This window comes from uncultured Actinomyces sp., from assembly GCF_963526355.1.
Lineage (GTDB): Bacteria > Actinomycetota > Actinomycetes > Actinomycetales > Actinomycetaceae > Actinomyces.
Genome location: NZ_CAUROW010000010.1, coordinates 1 through 18634 on the forward strand (window position 1 = coordinate 1; position 18634 = coordinate 18634).

General features: G+C 69.6%; 13 protein-coding genes. 2 read left to right on the forward strand and 11 right to left on the reverse strand.

Going from position 1 to position 18634, the window contains the following annotated elements:
- Nucleotides 1-157: 157 nt before the first annotated feature.
- Together RWR81_RS04125 and RWR81_RS04130 are read right to left on the reverse strand one after the other, a co-directional pair.
- Nucleotides 158-1096, reverse strand: a complete 939-nt coding sequence (locus RWR81_RS04125) for an ABC transporter permease subunit (RefSeq protein ID WP_314454823.1) — start codon at nt 1094-1096, stop codon at nt 158-160.
- A gap of 302 nt (nt 1097-1398) precedes the next feature.
- On the reverse strand, nt 1399-6051 hold the full coding sequence (locus RWR81_RS04130; RefSeq protein WP_314454827.1) for a DUF3418 domain-containing protein: 4653 nt from the start codon (nt 6049-6051) through the stop codon (nt 1399-1401).
- Between the two features lie 53 nt (nt 6052-6104).
- Here RWR81_RS04130 and RWR81_RS04135 point away from each other — a divergent pair, with 53 nt between their 5' ends.
- The gene (locus RWR81_RS04135) at nt 6105-7277 is read left to right on the forward strand and encodes an endonuclease/exonuclease/phosphatase family protein (protein ID WP_314454830.1); all 1173 of its coding nucleotides are present in this window, start codon (nt 6105-6107) and stop codon (nt 7275-7277) included.
- 78 nt (nt 7278-7355) lie between these two features.
- Here the strand turns inward: RWR81_RS04135 and RWR81_RS04140 are convergent, their stop codons facing one another.
- The 3 genes from RWR81_RS04140 to RWR81_RS04150 form a co-directional block, all read right to left on the reverse strand.
- Nucleotides 7356-8180: an alpha/beta hydrolase gene (locus RWR81_RS04140; RefSeq protein WP_314454833.1), complete on the reverse strand. Its 825-nt coding sequence runs from the start codon at nt 8178-8180 to the stop codon at nt 7356-7358.
- 294 nt (nt 8181-8474) lie between these two features.
- A complete protein-coding gene (locus RWR81_RS04145; RefSeq protein WP_314454984.1) occupies nt 8475-9386 on the reverse strand; it encodes a copper homeostasis protein CutC in 912 nt (303 codons plus the stop codon).
- A 66-nt stretch (nt 9387-9452) separates the two neighbouring features.
- Nucleotides 9453-10367 (reverse strand): cation diffusion facilitator family transporter, encoded by a 915-nt coding sequence (locus RWR81_RS04150; protein ID WP_314454836.1) that lies wholly within the window; start codon nt 10365-10367, stop codon nt 9453-9455.
- Between the two features lie 198 nt (nt 10368-10565).
- On the opposite strand from RWR81_RS04150, the gene RWR81_RS04155 reads away from it, so the two are divergent.
- On the forward strand, nt 10566-11456 hold the full coding sequence (locus RWR81_RS04155; RefSeq protein ID WP_314454839.1) for a trimeric intracellular cation channel family protein: 891 nt from the start codon (nt 10566-10568) through the stop codon (nt 11454-11456).
- 128 nt (nt 11457-11584) lie between these two features.
- On the opposite strand, the gene RWR81_RS04160 is transcribed toward RWR81_RS04155, so the two are convergent.
- The 6 genes from RWR81_RS04160 to RWR81_RS04185 form a co-directional block, all read right to left on the reverse strand.
- The gene (locus RWR81_RS04160) at nt 11585-11914 is read right to left on the reverse strand and encodes a YtxH domain-containing protein (protein ID WP_314454842.1); all 330 of its coding nucleotides are present in this window, start codon (nt 11912-11914) and stop codon (nt 11585-11587) included.
- A 135-nt stretch (nt 11915-12049) separates the two neighbouring features.
- Nucleotides 12050-12394: a hypothetical protein gene (locus RWR81_RS04165; protein WP_314454846.1), complete on the reverse strand. Its 345-nt coding sequence runs from the start codon at nt 12392-12394 to the stop codon at nt 12050-12052.
- Nucleotides 12395-12745: 351 nt separating this feature from the next.
- A complete protein-coding gene (locus tag RWR81_RS04170; RefSeq protein WP_314454849.1) occupies nt 12746-14017 on the reverse strand; it encodes a phosphatase domain-containing protein in 1272 nt (423 codons plus the stop codon).
- Between the two features lie 262 nt (nt 14018-14279).
- Complete coding sequence (locus RWR81_RS04175; RefSeq protein WP_314454853.1) at nt 14280-15527, reverse strand: glycosyltransferase 87 family protein; 1248 nt, start codon at nt 15525-15527, stop codon at nt 14280-14282.
- A 161-nt stretch (nt 15528-15688) separates the two neighbouring features.
- Nucleotides 15689-16975: an MFS transporter gene (locus RWR81_RS04180; protein WP_314454856.1), complete on the reverse strand. Its 1287-nt coding sequence runs from the start codon at nt 16973-16975 to the stop codon at nt 15689-15691.
- Nucleotides 16976-17049: 74 nt separating this feature from the next.
- Nucleotides 17050-18294 carry a hypothetical protein gene (locus RWR81_RS04185; RefSeq protein WP_314454859.1) on the reverse strand — a complete coding sequence of 415 codons (1245 nt, stop codon included), beginning with the start codon at nt 18292-18294 and terminating at the stop codon, nt 17050-17052.
- Nucleotides 18295-18634 lie beyond the last annotated feature (340 nt).

Below are 18634 nucleotides of genomic sequence, written 5' to 3' on the forward strand. Positions count from 1 at the left end.
CCCCCCTGGCGGCGCCCGGCGGGGGGGCCCCCGCCGGCGCCCGCCAGCCCGCGGTCTCATCCGACCGCCGGCCGGCCCCCCCCCCCGGGGGGGGGGGGGGGGGCCCCGACTGTGTGGAACCGGAGAAAGGGTCTGATGGGGCGCGTGAACCGGTGGCTCAGGCGTCGCGGCGGGTGAAGACGACCGCGGCGATTGTCAGCGGGACGATGGCCCAGGTGGTGAAGACGGCGACGGCCTGCCAGTGCTGGAGGAAGGCGGCGGTCCCGGCCTGGCCCCACTCGTTGGTCAGGCAGAAGGGGTCGGTGACGGCGGTGGACACCGTGTGGGGCAGCAGACCCATGGCCTTGGCCGCCCAGTCCCAGCGGTTGGCCATGAGCTGGAGTGGGATGGGAACCACGAACAGCAACGAGACCACTACGGTGATGGCGCCCGCCGTCGAACGAGCGAGGTAGCCCAGCCCCAGAGCCATGAGGGCGATGATTGCGAAGGACAGCCCGGTTCCCCAGAACATCCCGAGGTAGTGGGAGTCGGTGAGGGAGCCCGCGTGGCCCTTCATGAACGGGTAGGAGACCGCGTAGCACAGTGCCACGGAGATGAGCCCGAGCATGAAGGCGAAGGCCGCGACGACGAGGGCCTTCGCCGCGAAAAGACGGCCGCGGCGGGGAACGGCCACCACCGAGGAGCGGATCTGGCCCGAGGCGTACTCGCCGGTGACCACCAGCGCTCCCAGAACGGCGACGACGATCATACCCAGGGTGGAGCCCGAGGAGATCGCGTCCTTGGCGGTGTCGGCCCGTTCGGGGGAACCGGCGTAACCGATGGACAGGCCCGCACCGAACAGGACCATGACGGCGATCGTGATGGCCGAGGTGAACCACGTGGAGGCCAGGGTACGGATCTTGAGCCACTCGGCGCTGACCGCGCCGGGGAAGGACTGCTTGCCGGCTATACGCGGCCGGGTCGGCCAGATGGAGGCCTCCAGCGCTCGCTGATGCGTAGTGCTGGGCTGGTGGAAGGCAAGGGCGTTCTGCTTCAGCGCCTCGAAACGGTTGATGCCCGTGGCGGGTGCCGGCGTTGTGGTCATCGCTGCGGTCATGGGGAGTCGGTCCTCGGGGTTCCTCGTGACGGTCGTTCTTCCTGAATGACTTCAGACTAGAGACGCCGGATCCCGGTGTGATCGTCCCGATGGGTGATTGTGGGTAGTACCGAGGTACCCCTCTGAGGGAGGAGACGTCATCTTCTGGGATGATGAGCCGTCACCGCACGGCGGCCTCTTGGAGGGGACTGAAGCACGTGGACGCATCCGAGGGCTCGCGGGCGGTACCTGGGCCTCGGCCTTGGGGCTCCATGGGAGCGTCCGCGCGGGGACGGGGCTCATGAGGTGAGCGGACCGGGATGTCAGACGATCTGGGCGCAGAGCTTGGTGATGCGCTGGAGGCTCACCTTGCGGCTCGTGCCCAGCGTCTGGGCGAACAGGCTGACCCTCAGCTCCTCCACCATCCAACGCGCCTCCTCCAGCAGGGCCTCACGCTGCGGATCGGTCGGCAGGGAGGTCGCCTTGGCGCGGGCCTTGTCCACCACCTCCTGGGCCTGGGAGACCTGGAAGGCCAGGGCCGCGTCCTGGGAGGTGGCCGACGGCGCCGAGGCCGCCTTCTCCACCCGCATCACCAACGCCCTCAGGTAGCGCTCCAGGTGCGCCAGATACTCCGGGGGTGTGGCAGTGATGAAGCCGTCGAGGATGAGGGACGCCGCGTGCTCGCGCACCTCCTGGAGCGTGTTCAGCAGCGTCAGGGAGGTGTGCTCACCCACCACGCGCTCCACCTCCCGGGCCGCCTTGAGCGCCGCGGCCGCATACCGGGCCACCCCGTAGACCTCGTCCTCAAGCTCATCGCGCATGACACCGACCAGCGCCTCGAAGACCTCCCGCCTGCGCACCTCCGCCAGCGCGCAGCCGGAGGCCGACGCCGCCCAACGCCTGGCCACGATCCGAGCGGCGGCCGTCTGAACGTCCTCCACCAGTGCCTCAGTACTCCTGTAGGGGCCGGCTGCCAGAATGAGCGACTCCTGCGCACTCCACCGGCTCGTCACTCGGGCCGTGGCCAGCGCCGTGCGGGCCAGGGCCAGCGCCGTGACTCCGGCGCCATGAGCACCCAGCTGGGCGACGGCGTCGGGCAGGATCCGCAAGTCCGCACTCCTGGTTGAGGCCGCCACCAGGGCCGGGTAACCGCGCACTATCAGGCCGGCCCGGCCCGCCGACTCCACCGAGGCCGGGATCGTCGAGCCATCCGGGTCGCCAAGGCCCGGCACACCACTGGGCCAGTTAGTCAGGCCCTTGCGCTCCTCCAGACCGGCACCGGCCTCGGAGGCCCCCGCCACCCCTGCGGTCCCAGCGGCGCCGTCGTGACGCTGGGCGCCAGCCGGTCGCCCGCCCTTCTTCTTGCGGCCTTTGCGGCCGGACCTTCCGTCCTGTGCGTCCTGGCGCTCCTGGGCCTCGGCCATCGCCTGGGCCAGTGCGCCGCGCACCGCCGAGCGCACAGCGGCCTCAGTCCTTCCCGACAGCCGCTGCTGGAGCGAGACCAGGTCCCGGCCGCGACCGATGACCCGGCCCCGGGCATCCAGGGCCGCGAAGCCCATCGTCAGGTGATCCGGCAGCCGCTCGGCCGCCTCGGCCCAGTCCGCCTCCGTGATCTCCACGCCCTTGAGCCGGAGCACCACCCGGCTGAAGGCCTCCTCGAAGGGCACCTCCGGGCAGCTCGCTCCTGGCGGTGTCGGGAACTCCTGCGCGATCTGCGCCCACACCTGGGCACCCACGTCCGGGGCCGGCACCAGCTGGCGGCGCACCCGCTTGGGCAGCGCCCGGATCGTGGCCACGCACAGCTCGGCGCGCATACCCGGCACCAGCCAGTCGAAACCCTCCGGGCTGAGCCTCCCCAGCACCTCCACCGGCACCTGGACGCCGACCCCGTCCTCGGGGTGGCCCGGCTCGAACACGTAGTCCAGGCCCAGGGTCAGATCGCCCTGCACCCACGTGTCCGGGAAACCGCTCGCGTCGCCCCCGCCGGGCAGCAGCAGCTCTCGGGTGAAGTCCAGAAGATCCGGGTTCGTGTGCCGTTGCTCCTTCCACCAGGCGTCGAAGGCCGCCGCCGAGATCACCTCCTCGGGGACGCGGTCATCGTAGAAATCGAACAGGGCGGTGTCGTCGGCCAGCAGACCGTGCTCGCGCCGACGCCGCTCCACGTCCTGGAGCTCCTCGATCAGTGCCCGGTTGCGCTCCACGAAGCCGTGCCGGGCGTGCCAGCCGCCCTCCACCAGTCCCGAGCGGATGAACATCTCCCGGGCCACCTCCCTGGCCGAGTCCGTCCCCACGCTCGCCAGCGTCGCCGACCGGTCCGCCACCAGCGTCATCCCGTAGAGCAGCACCTTCTCGTGGACCATGGCCGCCCCCTGGCGGGTCGACCAGTAGGGCTCGCCGAAGACGTGGCGGGTCAGGCCGGCCCGGTCCGCCACCTGCTCGATCCACCGGGAGTCCACCTTGGCCACGGTCCGGGCGAAGAGCCGGGAGGTCTCCACCAGCTCGGCGGTCATCACCCAGTCGTAGGTCTTGCGGCGCAGCCCCGAGCCCGGCCAGATCGTGAAGCGGGTCCCGCGCGCGCCGGCGTACTCCCGGCGCCGCTCGTCCCAGTTACCCACGTTGGACAGCAGGCCCACCAGCAGTGAGCGGTGGATCGCGTCGGCGTCGGGCGTGTCCGCGCTGTGCCCCAGGGCGACGACGGCGGCCGCCACGCCTCCGTTGGCGATCTGGGCCGCGTGGCTGCCCGGCTCCAGGGCATCGGTGGCCGCCCGGATTGAACGAGACGTCGGTAGCTCCACCGGGGCGGCATCCAGACCCAGGGGGCGTGCCAGCTGACGCAGCTGGGCGTGAACATCCTGCCACTCGCGCACCCGCAGGTAGTGCAGGAACTCGGCGCGGCACATGCGCCGGAAGGCCGAGCCCGACAGCTCGCGGCTCTGCGTGCGCAGGTAGCGCCACAGGTTCAAGTAGGTCAGGAAGTCGCTCGTCGGGTCGGCGAAGCGCCGGTGCAGGGCGTCGGAGGCCTCCTGCTTGTCCGCCGGGCGTTCGCGCACGTCCTGGATGGACAGGGCCGCCACGATGACCATGACCTCCCCGACGCAGCCCAGCTCTCCGGCCTCCAGGAGCATGCGCCCAAGGCGCGGGTCGATCGGCAGGCGCGCCAGTCGCCGCCCGATCCCCGTCAGGCGCGGTCCCCGGCGGCCCCGCCCGAGATCGTCGTCGGACCGGGTGGAAGCGGCCCCGGCCGGCTCAATCGCGCCGATCTCCGTAAGCAGCTGCAGGCCGGAGCGGACCTGGCGGGAGTCGGGGGCGTCCAGGAAGGGGAAGTCCTCCACCGCCCCCAGCCCCAGGGCAGCCATCTGCAGGATGACGCTGGCCAGCGAGGTACGCAGGATCTCCGGCTCGGTGTACTCCGGGCGCGCCTCGAAGTCTCCTTGCGAGTACAGGCGGATCGCGATGCCGTCGGCCACGCGCCCGCAGCGGCCCGCCCGCTGGTTGGCGCTGGCCCGGCTGACCGGCTCGATCGGCAGGCGCTGGACCTTGGTGCGGTTGGAATAGCGGGAGATGCGCGCCAGGCCCGGGTCGATGACGTAGCGGATCCCGGGAACCGTCAGGGAGGTCTCGGCCACGTTCGTGGCCAGGACGATGCGGCGGACTTGATGGGCCTCGAAGACCCGGTGCTGCTCGGCGGCGCTCAGGCGTGAGTACAGGGGGACGACCTCGATGGCGCCCGGTGTGCGCGAGCGGCCGTCGGGCGTGTAGCGCGCCCCCAGATGGTCGATGAGGGCCGACTCGGTGTCACGGATATCGCGCTCACCGGCCAGGAAGATGAGGATGTCGCCGCTGGGCTCGCCCAGGAGCTCATCGACGGCGTCGAGGATCCCGGTCACCTGGTCCTTGGGCTCCCCGGACTCGGCGGCCGCGGAGCCGGCCCGCCCCCGGCCCTTGCCGCGAACGCCCTGGTTCCGGGGAGCCAGTGAAGTGGACCCGGTGTTGGAGCGGATGGCCTGGCGGCGGACCCGGGCTGCGGCGCGCACCGCCGGATCGGGGGAGGTCAGGGCCTCCAGCTCGGCCTCGCTCAGCTCACCGGGCCCTGCTGGGCCGGGCCGGATCTCGGATGAGGTGTCGACTGATGGGGCGACGGCGTCGACGGAGGCCGGTTCGACGTCGTCGGGAGCCAGGGGACGGTAGCGCACCTCAACGGGGTAGGTGCGTCCGGAGACCTCGATGACCGGGGCGGGAACGGTGAAGGGCCGCTCCCGGTCGCCGATCTGCTCGCGGCCGAAGTGCTCGGCGAAGCGCTCGGAGTCGATGGTGGCCGAGGTGATGATGACCTTGAGGTCCGGGCGCTGGGGCAGCAGACGCGCCAGGTAGCCCAGGATGAAGTCGATGTTGAGGCTGCGCTCGTGGGCCTCGTCCACGATGATCGTGTCGTAGCGGCGCAGCTGGGGGTCGGACTGGATCTCCGCCAGCAGGATGCCGTCGGTCATGAGCTTGACCAGAGTGTTCTCGCCGACCTCCTCGGTGAAGCGCACCTGGTAGCCGACGATGCCGCCCGACCCGATCGGGGTGCCCAGCTCGGAGGCGATGCGCTCGGCCACGCTGCGCGCGGCGATGCGTCGCGGCTGGGTGTGGCCGATCATCCCGGTCACGCCCCTGCCCAGCTCCAGGCAGATCTTGGGCAGCTGGGTGGTCTTGCCGCTGCCGGTCTCGCCGGCGACGATGACGACCTGGTGCTCGGCGATGGCGGCGGCGATCTCCTCGCGGCGGGCGCTGACCGGCAGCTCCTCGGGGTAGACGATGACCGGGACGGCGGCGGCGCGGGCGGCGAGTCGCTCGGGGGAGTAGCCCTTCCAGGCGCTGCGACGCTTTCCCGAGCGCCTGTGACGGTTGCGGCCCGACTGCCGATCCAGTCGATCCCGCTTGCAGCCTCCGCCCGGAGTGCTGCGTCGGCTGTCGTTCTGTTCTCCCTGCTTCATAGGGGACCTATTGTTCCTCATATGCGCCCTTCTGCCCGCCCGGGAGGCTGAGGGTGCGCACGACCTTGGTTTCCGGTGGGTTCCTGACCGGCTCCTGGAGCTCCTGGGAACTGGTGGGCGAGGGTGGTTTCTGGTTGAGTGGGGCCGTGAGCCGTCCTCGACAGATCCTGCGGTGGGTTCCCGCCGGTGTTCTCATCACCCTGGCTCTGGCGAGCTTGTTCCCACCGACGACGGCCCTCGTCCTCGTCCAGCTCATCGCGATGCGCTCGCTGCTGGCACTGGGGGCGGTGCTTGCGGGTGCCGTGTTCCTTGCGGTCGCCGGCGGGCTGTGGTGGCGAGCGCGCCGGCGGGCTGTGCAGTCGGGGGAGGGAGTACGCAGGGCGGGCTTGCGCACCGGGGTGGTCGGCATGGTCCTTCTCCTGGTGGCCGGAGCCCACGGCGGTGTTCTGCTGGCCCGAGGCGTGTGGGAGAGCCCTGTCGCGGCTGATCACGCCGGTGCCGTCGGCGTCCTGAACCTCAACACCGCACGGGAGGGTGTCGATGTTGAGACGGTTGCCGGGCTGGCGGACGATGCCGGGGTGGACGTCGTGGTCCTGCCGGAGACGACACAGCGCTACGGACAGCACGTGGCTGAGGCCCTCAAGGCTTCGTCTGCGGCCAAGGACGGGGAGACCTTCGCGGTCTTCTCGGCCAGTGGGATGCCGTCCGACCTGGCCGAGCGGGGGGTCGGCCTCGAATCGGACCCGGTCCACTCCACGACCGTCCTCCTCTCCTCGCGTCTGGGCGAGTACCGTCAGGTGCAGGGACCCACCGATACCGGTTTCGGTGCGGTCCGTCTCGAACCGGCTGACGGGGACGGGCCAGTCATCGTGGGTGTCCATACCTACCCACCGGTGTCGGGGGCCATGGCTTGGTGGAGGAGCTCGGTGGCGGGTGTGGCTTCACTGTGCAGTCACCCGCCCGCTGGGCTCATCGTGGCCGGCGACCTCGACGCCACCCGAGACCATGCCCCGTTGCAAGACCTGGGAGGGTGCGCGAGCGCCGGGGAGCAGGCCGGTGTCGGGGGCCTGGCCACCTGGCCCACTGCCACCGGTACCAGGTGGCTCGGTACCACCATCGATCACGTCCTGGTCGATGATGGTGCTTGGCGGGGGAGTAACGGCAGAGTGGTCACCGTCCCCGGGACGGACCACCGCGCCGTCGTCGTCCAGCTCGCCGGTAGGTGAAGACGTCAGTCTCGATAAAGAACTCGTGGACGACACGGCTCCGTGTCGTCCACGAGTTCTTTATTGGTGCGGGTGAACTCAGCGCAGTCGGCGGCGGGCCCACTCCAGGCTGAGGCGGGCGACCTCCTCCTGGGCCTGGTCCAGGGACTCGGCGTGGACATGGACCATCTGGCTGGAGTCGGGCAGCAGTGGGAAGCCCTCAGCCGTGGCCTCGGCGGTACCTGGCAGCTCATTGGACAGCACCCCGTGCACCATGAGCACCGGCCAGGGCAGGTCCGCCAGGGTCCGGTTCGGTTCCTGCATGGAGAAGTCCGCCAGGGTCTCCTTGGACAGGACATTCCACTCGCGCGAGTTGGGGTTGTCATCCACCAGGCGCGTCAGTCCGTGCTGGGCGAGCTCGTCGAGCTGCTCGGGGGAGAAGATCTCCTCCCACAGGATCGACTGCGGGCCCACGATGGCGCCTACGAGGACGGCTGTGCGCACCTGCTCGGGGCGGGCCAGGAGCGCGGCCGTCGCCCCGAAGCCGTTGGCGTGAATCATCTGCCGTGTGAATCCCAAGCCGGTCAGCCAACTGGAGGCCGCACGCAGGTCCTCGGCCTCTCCCGCCAGGGTGATGACGTCATCGTCGGACTCGCCCAGGCCGGAGAAGTCCAGGCTGAGCGTGGCCAGGCCCGCTTCGCGGTAGTGGGCGCCGATTCTGTCCAGACGGCCGTTCTGGCCATGGCGGTCGGTGAGGAAGTCGTGCGCCAGAAGGACCACTCCCTCGGCTCGCACCTGCGGGGGCTGGGCGGTGTGAGCCGGCGTCGTGAGAACCTCCAGATCGAGCGGGGCCGCCCCCGCAGGCAGGTGGAGGGTACCGGCTAAAGTGATCCCGCGGGGGGTGCCGATACGGACGTCGCTCATGGGGCCAACCTAAGACAGAAAACGGGGGAAGGTCACGGGGCTGAGAGGTGCCGTTGTCACGATTGCGCTTCCAGCGTGAAGGGACCGTCGAGGTCGCCGATCAGGCAGATAATTGTGGATGCCCACGAAGCAATGAGATTTCCTCGACGGCGGGTGGTGGCTGCTGAGATGGAGGGGAGGCCCTGACCCGAGGCTTGCGTCCGGGCCAGGGGGCTGCGACGTCGTACGCCGCTCCGGAACGGGCCAGGTGGCGTCCTCCGCTCAGGATCGGGCGGCAGGGCGGTGCTGGACTGGCTACTCGGGAAGCGGAACTGCGCGGACCACCTCGACGGCGCGCCGCACCAGCGCCTCGTCGGTGCGCTGAGGCTCGTCGGGGGTCATGCCTTCGCGCGGACAGCGCATGTGGACCTCGCGCACGCCCGTGGACTTCACCAGGTCGACCAGGCTGTGAGGGCGCACGGCCCCGGCCGCGACCACGGTCGGCCCACCGCTGGCCACCAGTCCCGCGATCACCGAGGCGCCGTCGGCCGCGGTCTGTGCCGCGCCGCTGGTCAGCACGTAGCGCACGCCGAGCCCCTCCAGGTCACCGTAGGCCTCGACGGTATCGCGGCAGTGGTCGAAGGCCCGGTGGAAGGTGACCGGGGCGCCACTGGCCATGTCGACCAACAGGCGCACCAGGCCGCGGTCGACCGTGCCGTCCTCGGTCAGGGCGCCGACGACGAAGCCCAGGTCCACGGCCGGCGGCAGCTCCCCCCGCCCTCCGCCGGTGGCCTGGGGGCGGGTGAACTCGGCCATCTCCAGGGCCAGAGAGGCGATGCGCCGCACGTCGGCGATCATGGCCCGGCCCTCATCGGCGTCGTAGACGAAGGAGCCGCCACGGGGACGGATGAGGACCCGCAGACCGAAGGGGGCGGCGGCCTCGGGCTTGTCCGCCCAGTGGGCGCCGGCCTGGGCCCGACGCTGCTCCACCTGCTCGGCGGCGGCGAAGATCGCGGCCTCGATGGTGCCGATCGAGGGAGTGGTGCCGGCGGCGGTGAGGTTGTCGCCCAGCTCGGCCCGGTCGGCCCCGGTGCGGGCGGAGATCCTCACACCCTCGACGTCCTCGACGCAGGTCTCCAGGACGACGTGGTCAGGCCGGCGCCAGCTGGGAGTGGGGGCGGTGATTGCGTGCTGGCGCAGCGACGGTGCTGAGCCGGTGAGCCTCATTGCGTTCATGGGGCCGAGTCTGACATGTCGGGACGTTGATGAAAACCGAGTTGACGTCAGATGTCCTCAGATATCCTCGAGGTCCTCGTAGGACTTGGGGTCCTCGATCGGCTCCAGGTGCGCCGAGATGCGCAGGCTCGCGTCGGCGTCGACCAGCTCGTCGATGACCTGCTCGGTGAAGTCGTGCCCCTTCTTGACGCTCCAGGCGGCGGGAACCAGCACGTGGAGCTCCATGAAGCGCCGGTTGCCGGCCTCACGCACCCGAACCGCGTGAAAGTCGATCATGCCCTCCCTGCGGCGGCGCGCCAGAACCCGTTCGACCGTGTTCAGCACCTCGGCGGAGGGAGCGATGTCCATGAGCCCGCCCACTGACTCGCGGATGAGGGTGAAGCCGGTCCACATGATGTTGAACCCGGCTCCCAGGGCGACGACTGCGTCGAGCACGGCCGAGTCGAAGATCGCCACCAGGACGACCCCCACCAGGACCGCGGCGGAGGTGACGACGTCGGTGGCCAGGTGCTTGGCGTCCGCAACGAGGGTCAAGGAGCGCTCGCGGCGCCCCGCCCGGTAGAGGACCCACGCCGCCGCCCCGTTGATGAGCGAGGCGACCATCGAGACCGCCAGGCCTATCCCCAACTGCTCGGGCATCCGCGGGTCAATGAGGCGCCCGATGGCGGAGATGATGATGAAGGCGGCCGCCACGAAGATCATGACGCCCTCGACGACGGCCGAGAAGTACTCGGCCTTGGAATGCCCGAACTGGTGGTCGGCGTCGGCCGGCTTGACCGCGATCTTCAGGACGATGAGCGCCACGACCGCCGCCACCAGGTTGACCACGGACTCTGCGGCGTCGGAGAGCAGACCCACCGAGCCGGTCATCCAGGCCGCCGCCCCCTTGAGTGTGATTGTGCCCAAGGCTGCGCCGATGGAGAGCCACGCGTAAGAGCTCAGGTCCTTGGGCGGAACGTAACGTGAGGGCACCCCCCGATCATCGCCCGGGCCGGGGCGCTCTGACCACCTGAGGTTTCGTGTCGCCGCAACGTGCCAGTGGCGGGTCAGGAAGTCGGGCCCGTGGGCTATCGTGGGCCCAGGCGGCGCACGACGCCGGCAGTCGGGCAGGTACCTAGGTCGGCAACGGGGCGCAGGAGCTGCGCGTGTCAGTGAAAGGTAGGGATCGAGGTGCTGAACGACTCATCCCTTGCGCTTCACCTGCCGGCCTCCCTCACCGACACCTTCCGAGTACTGGACCTGTGCGGGGTCCTGCTCAACGGGATCCTGGGTGGGCTCATCGCCCGGCGCAAGAACTTCGACCTGGTGGGCTTCGTCGTCCTTGCCATGCTCACGGCCACAGCCGGCGGCATCCTGCGCGACGTCATGATCCAGGCCGGCCCGCCCTTCGCCCTGACCGACCCCTACTACCTCTACACCGCCTGCCTTGGGGCCACCGTGGCCTGGTTCGTGCCCCTGACCTCGCGCCCCACCCGGCGCCTGCTCGTGGTGGCCGACGCCGTCATCCTGGGCTGTTGGGCCGCCACTGGCGCCTCCAAGGCGCTGACCCACGGGCTCGGTGTCATGCCAGCCCTCCTGCTGGGGTGTCTCACGGCGATCGGCGGTTCCATGATCCGCGATGTCGCGGTGGGGGAGACACCGGCGGTCTTCGGGGGCAACAAGCTCTACGCGATCCCGGCGCTCATTGCTGCCGGCACCCAGGTACTGGCCGTGCGGATGGGGATGGCCGATGCGTATGCCATGCTGGCGTCGACCGCCGTCGGCGCGGGCCTGTGTCTACTGGCCTACTGGCGCTCCTGGCGGCTGCCGGTCATCGCTGACCGGGAACGGCGCCGAGCCGGGCGTCGCAGCGGATCGGGCGCCTTGGTCGGCTGGCGCCGGGCGCTCATGATGGCGCCGCTCAAGACCCCCGTTTGGCGTGGCCGGGGCCGGCGAGCCGCAGACACCGGTAGGAATCCGGTCGGAACCACGAGTCGCGCGGAGCCCGGCAGCACCCACGATGCCCGCAATGCCGAGGACTTCAGGGGCTGCTGTCACGGGGAGGGGAATGCCTCACCGTGACTCCTCCGGCTGTCGGCACGGACGCACTCCGGGACTCGGCCAGGGAGCGCCCGGAACAGCCCATGGTCCCTCAGGTGCGCCGGCAACGCCTCATGGCCCGCGTTCGTGGGTTCCGGTCCGGTTCGGCTTCAGCCGGCCTCGTTGTTGACCGGGGTGACCGGGCGTAGTTCTGCCTCACCGGCGTCGACGGGCTGGGACCGGTCGCTGTCCTTGGTCGACGGCGTCCCGAACAGCCGCTCCTTGACGGCGTCGGCGACCTTCTCGGTGACGGCCTCGCCCTGGGTGCGCACGGCCTGCTTGACATGGCTGGAGGCGGCATCGACCCGGGTGCGTACGAAGGGCTGCTCGGCGACCTTCAGAGCGGCGGACTTGATGCGCTCGTACTGAGCGCGCCCCGCGCGGGTCCCGAGCACGTAACCTGCGCCGAGTCCGAGGATGAAGGGGATCTTGCCGGCCATATCTGTCTCCTGAGCTGAAGGAAGCGCTGGTTGATGCGTCATCACCATACCGGCCCCGAACCGGGGCGGTCGCCGTGAGAGCCCCTCCTCGACGTCGTGATCGCCCTCAGCGTCATATTCGGGACGCGTTCGGCGTCACAGGGCCACTGGCGAGGAACCGTCGGAGGAAGTGGTCGGCTTCTCGGCACTGCCGTGGGTGCTCGGTTGGGAGCTGATCAGACCCTCGGGTGAGACAGTGGTGATGTAGGAGCGCCCGCCCAGGACTACGCCGAGCGCCACCAGCAGTCCGGTACCCACGAGGGTCGCCACCTGCAGCAGACTCAGGTCTGCCAGGATCGCGTGACGCCGTAGTGATGCGGCGGTTGACGGCGCCGATTCTGTTGAGACGGTTGGGTTCTTCACAAAGTCGTGCGTTGAGCGGGTCGGTGAGACGGCTGAGTCGGTTGAGCCGGTCGAGGGGCTCGCAGCGAAGGTGGACATGTGCTTCCTTCTGTTTGTGGGTGTGGGAACGAGGGCATCCTCCTCTGTGTTGGAACCAGGCAACTACCAGGACCTGTCGTCCTCGTTCGGTGAGCCTGTGATACTTCTGTGAAGCAGTGGTGGCTTGTGTGAAGGTGCGCGTTGCCGTGGATCGCTCGGGATGGAGATGGAGATGTGAGACATGCCGCTCCGGCAGCTTGCGAGACTTGCCACGGTGCTGAGTGACTCAGCCCGGTTCGCGCGACCGCACCATGGGGCTCATGGTTCGACGGGGGTTCAGTGCTGGGTCGCAGGTGCCGTCGTGAGCTCTTCTGCTACCGTCTGCGGACGTCGGCGACGGTCGGCTGCCCTCTAGCGGCGCGGTGCTGGCTTCAACAGTTCGCGGGGCAGGCGCCGGGCCAGTTCGTGGCCGTCGGCCCCTACGACGACGGGTACGTCGGCCTCGGCCAGAGTGCGGGCCTCGGGGCCAGTGCCCATGGGGTGCACGGTCAGTCTGCCGGCGAGCATCTGCTGGGTGGCGGTCAGACGACGGATGGCGACGGCGGCGATCCGGTCGGCGTGGTGGCGGGCGGCCTCGCCGTAGATGAGTGGGTCGTGCTGGCCGTCGTCGCCGAAGAGGACCCAGGTGATCTGGGGCAGGTCGATCATGAGGCGGCGCAGCTCGGTGCGCTTGTGCTCGATGCCCGAGCGGAACCAGCCGGTGTTGGTCGGCCCCCAGTCGGTCATGAGCGCGGGTCCCGACGGGAATCCGTGCCGAGAGAGGAAGGAGCGCAGGGTGGGTACCACGTTCCATGCGCCAGTGGACAGATACATCATCGGCGTGCCCGGATGGGCGGCCAGGATGCGCGAGTAGAGCTCGGCCATCCCGGGGACGGGCTCGCGCGCCGAGGAGTACTTGACGAGCTGGTTCCAGGCGGCCACGAGTACACGGGGCACGTGCGTGACCATGGCGGTGTCGTCGATGTCGGAGATGATGCCCAGGCGCGGACCCTCGGGAATGATGAGGACCTTGGAGGCAACGGTCTCTGCTCCCATCGCCTCGATCCTGGCCTCGTGCCAGCCCGGCTCCAGCCCGTGATCACGCACGACGACGTCGATGTAGCCGCTGCGGTCGGCCCGCGTGCGTACGCTGGCGCGGCCCACGTGGACGGTCACTGGAAGGAAGGCCATCGGCACCTCGATGAACAGGCGCCAGCCGCGCTGGGCGTCGAGCAGACCGGTCAGGGCGAAGTCACGGGCCTGGGCGGCGCTCACCGGGAGGGGGCTCGGCAGGGAGCGGAACAATGGTCCCTCGGCCGGAGCGTCCTGGGGGCGCATCACCATGCGGGCCAGCACCCGGGCCATGGACGTGGGCGGGGAGATCCCCGGGGAGGCTGCGCGGGATGCGGGGGCGGTGCCCGGGTCGCCGACGGCCCTGGTTCGCGCCGGGATCGATCCGTGTTGCTGCTCCGACGCCGACCCCGACAGGTCTGTTGGGGCTGATGGCTCTGAGTGAGCCGAGGCGCTGGTGCCGTAGCCGTCGTAGGGGATGACGCGGGGGCGCCAGCCCTGGCGCCTGAGGACGGGGACGGAGTCACGGTGGAACTGGTCCTCGACGGCGCGGGCGATATCGGAAAGGGGCACCCCTCGATCCTAGATGACGGGCCGAATCCGGGGAGCCGATGTGAAGGTGCGTCCTGAGAGGCGTGGGGGTGAGGGGACCTCTGGGACGAGATGGCGTCAATAGGCGTGTGGATGCGGAGTTGGGGCGGTGGGGTCGTGACAGGGCACCCAGTTCCGTGCGAACGCGCCACACCCATGTACCGGGCAGTGGCCCCGGGATCTCGTGCAGTACCAACAGGCTCGACAAGGACAGCCATCCCCACTCCCCGTCGCAGTGGTTGTGTCACCCGCCGGCGCGACTGTTTGAGGCCGCCAGGCGCCGGCCGGAGGCCCACCACAAGGTGCCTCCGCAGCCCAGGGCCCACCAGCTGTAACTCGATCCCACGAACTTTGCCCAGGCCGGCCAGCCCTGTTCGACGTGATTCTGCTCGGGGAACCACCACTGCATCGCCAGGACGAATACGGCGATCCCGGCGATCCCGGCGACCCCGAGGACCATGGAGCGCCAGCGCCAGGCGGCAGCCCCCACCGACATGAGCGTCGGCAGGCACCACACCCAGTGATGCGACCAGGAGATGGGGGAGATGAGCAGACCCAGCACCATGACCACGCTGACCTGGAGAGTCAGGATCGGGCCGATGTCACCGGCGTTGTCGTCGGCTTCCCGCAGCCGATCCAGTCGGCGGCACAGGAACCATGCCGCGACCACCGTCAGCAGCGAGCAGACCGCCCAGGTCGGGTTCCAGGTCGACTCCGGCAGCGCCCGGGCGATGGCGCCCTTGAGGTTCTGGTTGCCCGAGTAGTCGGCGAAGCCGGCACGTCCCGGGTCCCACATGGCCCAGGTGAAGAACTGCCGGGTCTCGGTGGGGGCGAACAGTCCGGCCAGGATCGTCAGCCCGACGGCGCTGCCCACCATGGTGGCGGCGGCCCGCCACTCGTGGCGCACCAGGAGCACCAAGATCGCCACCGCCGGTGTCAGCTTGATCGCGGCGGCCAGACCACTGAGGGCGCCTCGCCACTTGGAGTGAACGGGAATCGCGAGCAGATCGACGGCGACCAGCGCCATGAGGATGGCGTTGACCTGTCCGTACTCCATCGTCTTGGGGAAGGGCTCCAGCGCGATCACTCCGATCAGCGCGATCCACGGCGCCAGGCTGTGCGACGTCCGGGGCCCGACCCCTGAGCGTCTGAGGACCACGTGCGTCGCCACAGCGGTACACAGTGGGGTGGCTATGACCAGCAGCACCGTGGCCGACTGATACGAGAGCCGGGTCAGGGGGGAGATGATCCAGGCCGCCAGAGGCGTGTAGGTGAAGGGCCACAGCGACTGGGGAGGATTGGCGTACCAGTGGTAGAGGTCTCCGCCGTCGAGCCACTGACGGACCGCCTCGTAGTAGACGAAGGAGTCCAGTTTGAAGACCCACCGGCCGCTCTCGTCCACCAGGGAGCGGTAGGCGGGAACCAGCAGCGCCAGCCACCCGAGGATGGCGACGGCTGGTACCTTCGCGACATCACGTGCTGCTGACGCCAAGCGTGAGAGTCGAGGCGTGGATGCCTGATCCTCCCGCTCCTCGGTGACGGAGCCCGGACTCGCAGAGAGGGGCTCGTTTTGTGGATTCCCTGCTGTCGACATTGTGCCGAGTGTAGAAGAAACACATAAGCCGTTGGGAATCCGTCCGAAGTGAAGGATTGTCAGCGGTCACCCAAGGGGTGGGAGGTCCGTGCACGCCGCAGAGCGGGCAGGCTTACGATCCCGGCCAGGACGGTGGTCCAGGCGAAGGCGGCCACCGTCAGGTAGCCGGCGCGTGCGCCGTCGGCGTCCACGGCCTGTCCCGCGAGCAGGGACCCGACTGAGACCCCCACATTGAGCGCGGTACTCACCCAGGCCAGCCCCTCAGTGAGCTGGGAGGGGGCGACTGTCACCTGCACGATGTTGTTGCCGCTGGTCAGGGTCGGGGCGATGGCCAGCCCGGTCATGAGGGCCAGGACCGATAGGACCACGAGATTCGGGGCCAGGGAGAAGGATGAGGTGCCCATGGCCAGTGCCACCATTCCGGCCAGGAGCTGCTTCCACAGCGGCCAGCCCCACGTGCGCGAGCCGTAGACGAGGGCCGCTGCGAAGGACCCCACCCCCCAGACGGCCAGCACGAGTCCTGAGGCCGACTTGTGCCCGGCCTGGGTGGCGAAGGCGACCGCGGCGACGTCGTTGGCCCCGAACATCACTCCCAAGAGTAGGAAGACGGCGATGACGGCGGTGACGGCGCCGTAGCGCAGAACCGGTCGCCGGCCCGCCGTCTCGCGCGCCGAGTCCCAGGCGGTCTCCTCGGCTTCCTCAGCCTCCTCAGCGTTCTCGGCTGCGTGCTGCGGCCGGCGAGGATGGGGGACGGGCTCGGTGGCGCGTTGGCTGAGGAACCACAGCCCACCGACCATCTGCATCACCAGGCAGGTCATCCAACCCGAGGACACCGGGAGGGCTGATGTCGTGCACAGGGACGTGGCCAGCACCGGACCGAGGATGAAGGCGATCTCGTCAAGAGCGGCCTCCAGGGAGAAGGCCGCATGGATGTCCTCGGGGCGAGTGAGTATCGCGGTCCAGCGCGCCCTTACCAGCGAACCCATGGAGCCCGCCAGGCCTCCGGCCAGCGCGGCCAGGACCGCCAGGACCGCCAGGTTCGCGTGCGCAGTGGCGGCAACGGCCAGCCCGGCCAGGCTCATCGACGATACGATGAGGGCCGGCAGCATGACTCGCGACTGACCGTACCGGTCCACGCACCGGGCCAGAACTGGCGCGCCGACCGCCAGCGCCACGAAGTTCGCGGCGCTGACCAGCCCCGCAGCCGTGTAGGATCCGTAGAGATCCTCCACGGCGAGGATCGTGGAGATCCCCACCATTGACATGGGGAATCGGGCGATGAGACCGGCGCTGGAGAAGGCGCGCGCACCGGGGCGGGCGAGAATTGTGCTGTAAGAGGTGGTCATATGACGATCTGTGGGGGTGCCGCGGGTTCGGACCGGTGCTGGGCCGGGGAGGAACAGAGCCGGAACGGAACCGTTCAGCGGGCGTGGCTGGTGGACTCGACCCCCTCGCGACTGAGGGTGAAGCCCTCTCCGCTGACCTGGCTCCAGCACTGCATGCCGGCCTCGGCCGAGGTGCAGGCGAAATCGGAGTTCTTGGCGGAGGAGCTGTAGCTGAGGCTGACTCCACTGGGAGCGAAATTCGAGCCGCAGGACTGGCTGGACTGACCGTTGGAGCCGATCTTCACCGTCAACGGCTTCGAGGCGGGGCAGGAGTCAGTGGCGGCGTGCTCGTTGATGACACAGGTGATCTCCTTGCTCCCCAACGTGCAGGTGATGTTGCCACTGGGGGCGTCGAAGGTGGACAGCTCCAGAGCGTTGCCGGGTGCGGGTGCCTTGAGGGTGGGGGTGGCCGAGGCGCTCGGGGTGGCAGAGGCCTTGGGGGAGGCGGAGGCCGTGCTCGGGGAGGCGTTGGCCTGGTTGGCGCCCTGACTGCTCTCGGCAGTGGGCTGGGTATCGCCGCCCATGGGGGAATTTTCTCCGTCGCCGCCGGAGAAGTACCAGGTGGCCAGGAAGACCAGGACGGTCACCACTATCACGGCCAGGATCAGCAGGATGCGGTTGGAGGTCAGGAAGGAGGACGGGGCCGAGGAGTCGTCCTCGGTGCCGACGCCGAGGATGCCGGCGTCGTTGGGGGAGGCCTGGGCCGCAACGGGAATGGCGGCGTTGTGAGCCTGGGACATGCTCGTGGACTGCTGGAAGGTCTGCTGGAGGGCCGGCTGGACCGGCCGGGCCGGTGACTGGGAGGGGATCGCCTGGGTGGGGCGGAACGTCGAGTCGGAGACGGTCGGGTCTCCTGCTGCCCGGAATCCGTCCACCTGGGTGTTGGCGCCGGCAGCGCTGAAGGCGCCGGATGCGCTCGCAGATGCTGAGATCGTGTCGTCCGACTGGAGCGAGTAGGGCAGGGTCACCTGGGTCGGAGCCTCGGAGGGCATGGTCGACGACGGCCCCGGCTGGGCGCCGGGGGGCGAGACGACCGCCAGCTGCGGCGAGCCCTGTGGGGACTGCGCCGACTGAGGATGGCCGGCTCGGGAGGCCAGGGCGGCGTCGACCGCGGGGTCGCCCAGGGTGCCCAGCCACTCCAGGAGAGCCGGGTAGGTCCGCGGGTTCGTGGCGATGTAGGGGCGCAGGCCGGGGTAGTTCTGCGCCAGCTGATGCAGGGTCTCCAGCTCCGCGTTGGGATCTTGGGCGCGTGCGACAAGCTCGTCCTTGGCCTGAGACATGCTGGGTCCTTCGAGGGTCGGGAAAACTATGTCGGTCCTGGTTGTGACCGGTACCCGGACCCGCCCTGGGTCGGGTGCCGGAACCACCTGCGATGTCGGGTTGAGGCAACGCGGTATCGCGCTGGTGGCGCGTGGGCCGGTCATCCGGCCGCTCTGAAAAGACTACCCGAGGACTCTGTGGCACCGGCTGCCTGACGGGTCACGGCGCAAATGGCATCGGACGCGTGGTGACGGCGTCGGTGCTGTTCGTCCTCCGCTCCGTCTGGGTTTCCGTATGTTGGAATGATGGTCGAGTCCCGGCCGTGGCGCGGTGGTTCAGGACGGGGTGCTGAGGTTAACT

Excerpts from the sequence above, each read along its gene's own strand:
- RWR81_RS04165 (WP_314454846.1), bottom strand. The coding sequence starts at position 12,394 with ATGTCCACCTTCGCTGCGAGCCCCTCGACCGGCTCAACCGACTCAGCC.
- RWR81_RS04180 (WP_314454856.1), bottom strand. The coding sequence starts at position 16,975 with ATGACCACCTCTTACAGCACAATTCTCGCCCGCCCCGGTGCGCGCGCC.
- RWR81_RS04130 (WP_314454827.1), bottom strand. The coding sequence starts at position 6,051 with ATGAAGCAGGGAGAACAGAACGACAGCCGACGCAGCACTCCGGGCGGA.
- RWR81_RS04125 (WP_314454823.1), bottom strand. The coding sequence starts at position 1,096 with ATGACCGCAGCGATGACCACAACGCCGGCACCCGCCACGGGCATCAAC.
- RWR81_RS04140 (WP_314454833.1), bottom strand. The coding sequence starts at position 8,180 with ATGAGCGACGTCCGTATCGGCACCCCCCGCGGGATCACTTTAGCCGGT.
- RWR81_RS04160 (WP_314454842.1), bottom strand. The coding sequence starts at position 11,914 with ATGGCCGGCAAGATCCCCTTCATCCTCGGACTCGGCGCAGGTTACGTG.
- RWR81_RS04145 (WP_314454984.1), bottom strand. The coding sequence starts at position 9,386 with ATGAGGCTCACCGGCTCAGCACCGTCGCTGCGCCAGCACGCAATCACC.
- RWR81_RS04185 (WP_314454859.1), bottom strand. The coding sequence starts at position 18,294 with ATGTCTCAGGCCAAGGACGAGCTTGTCGCACGCGCCCAAGATCCCAAC.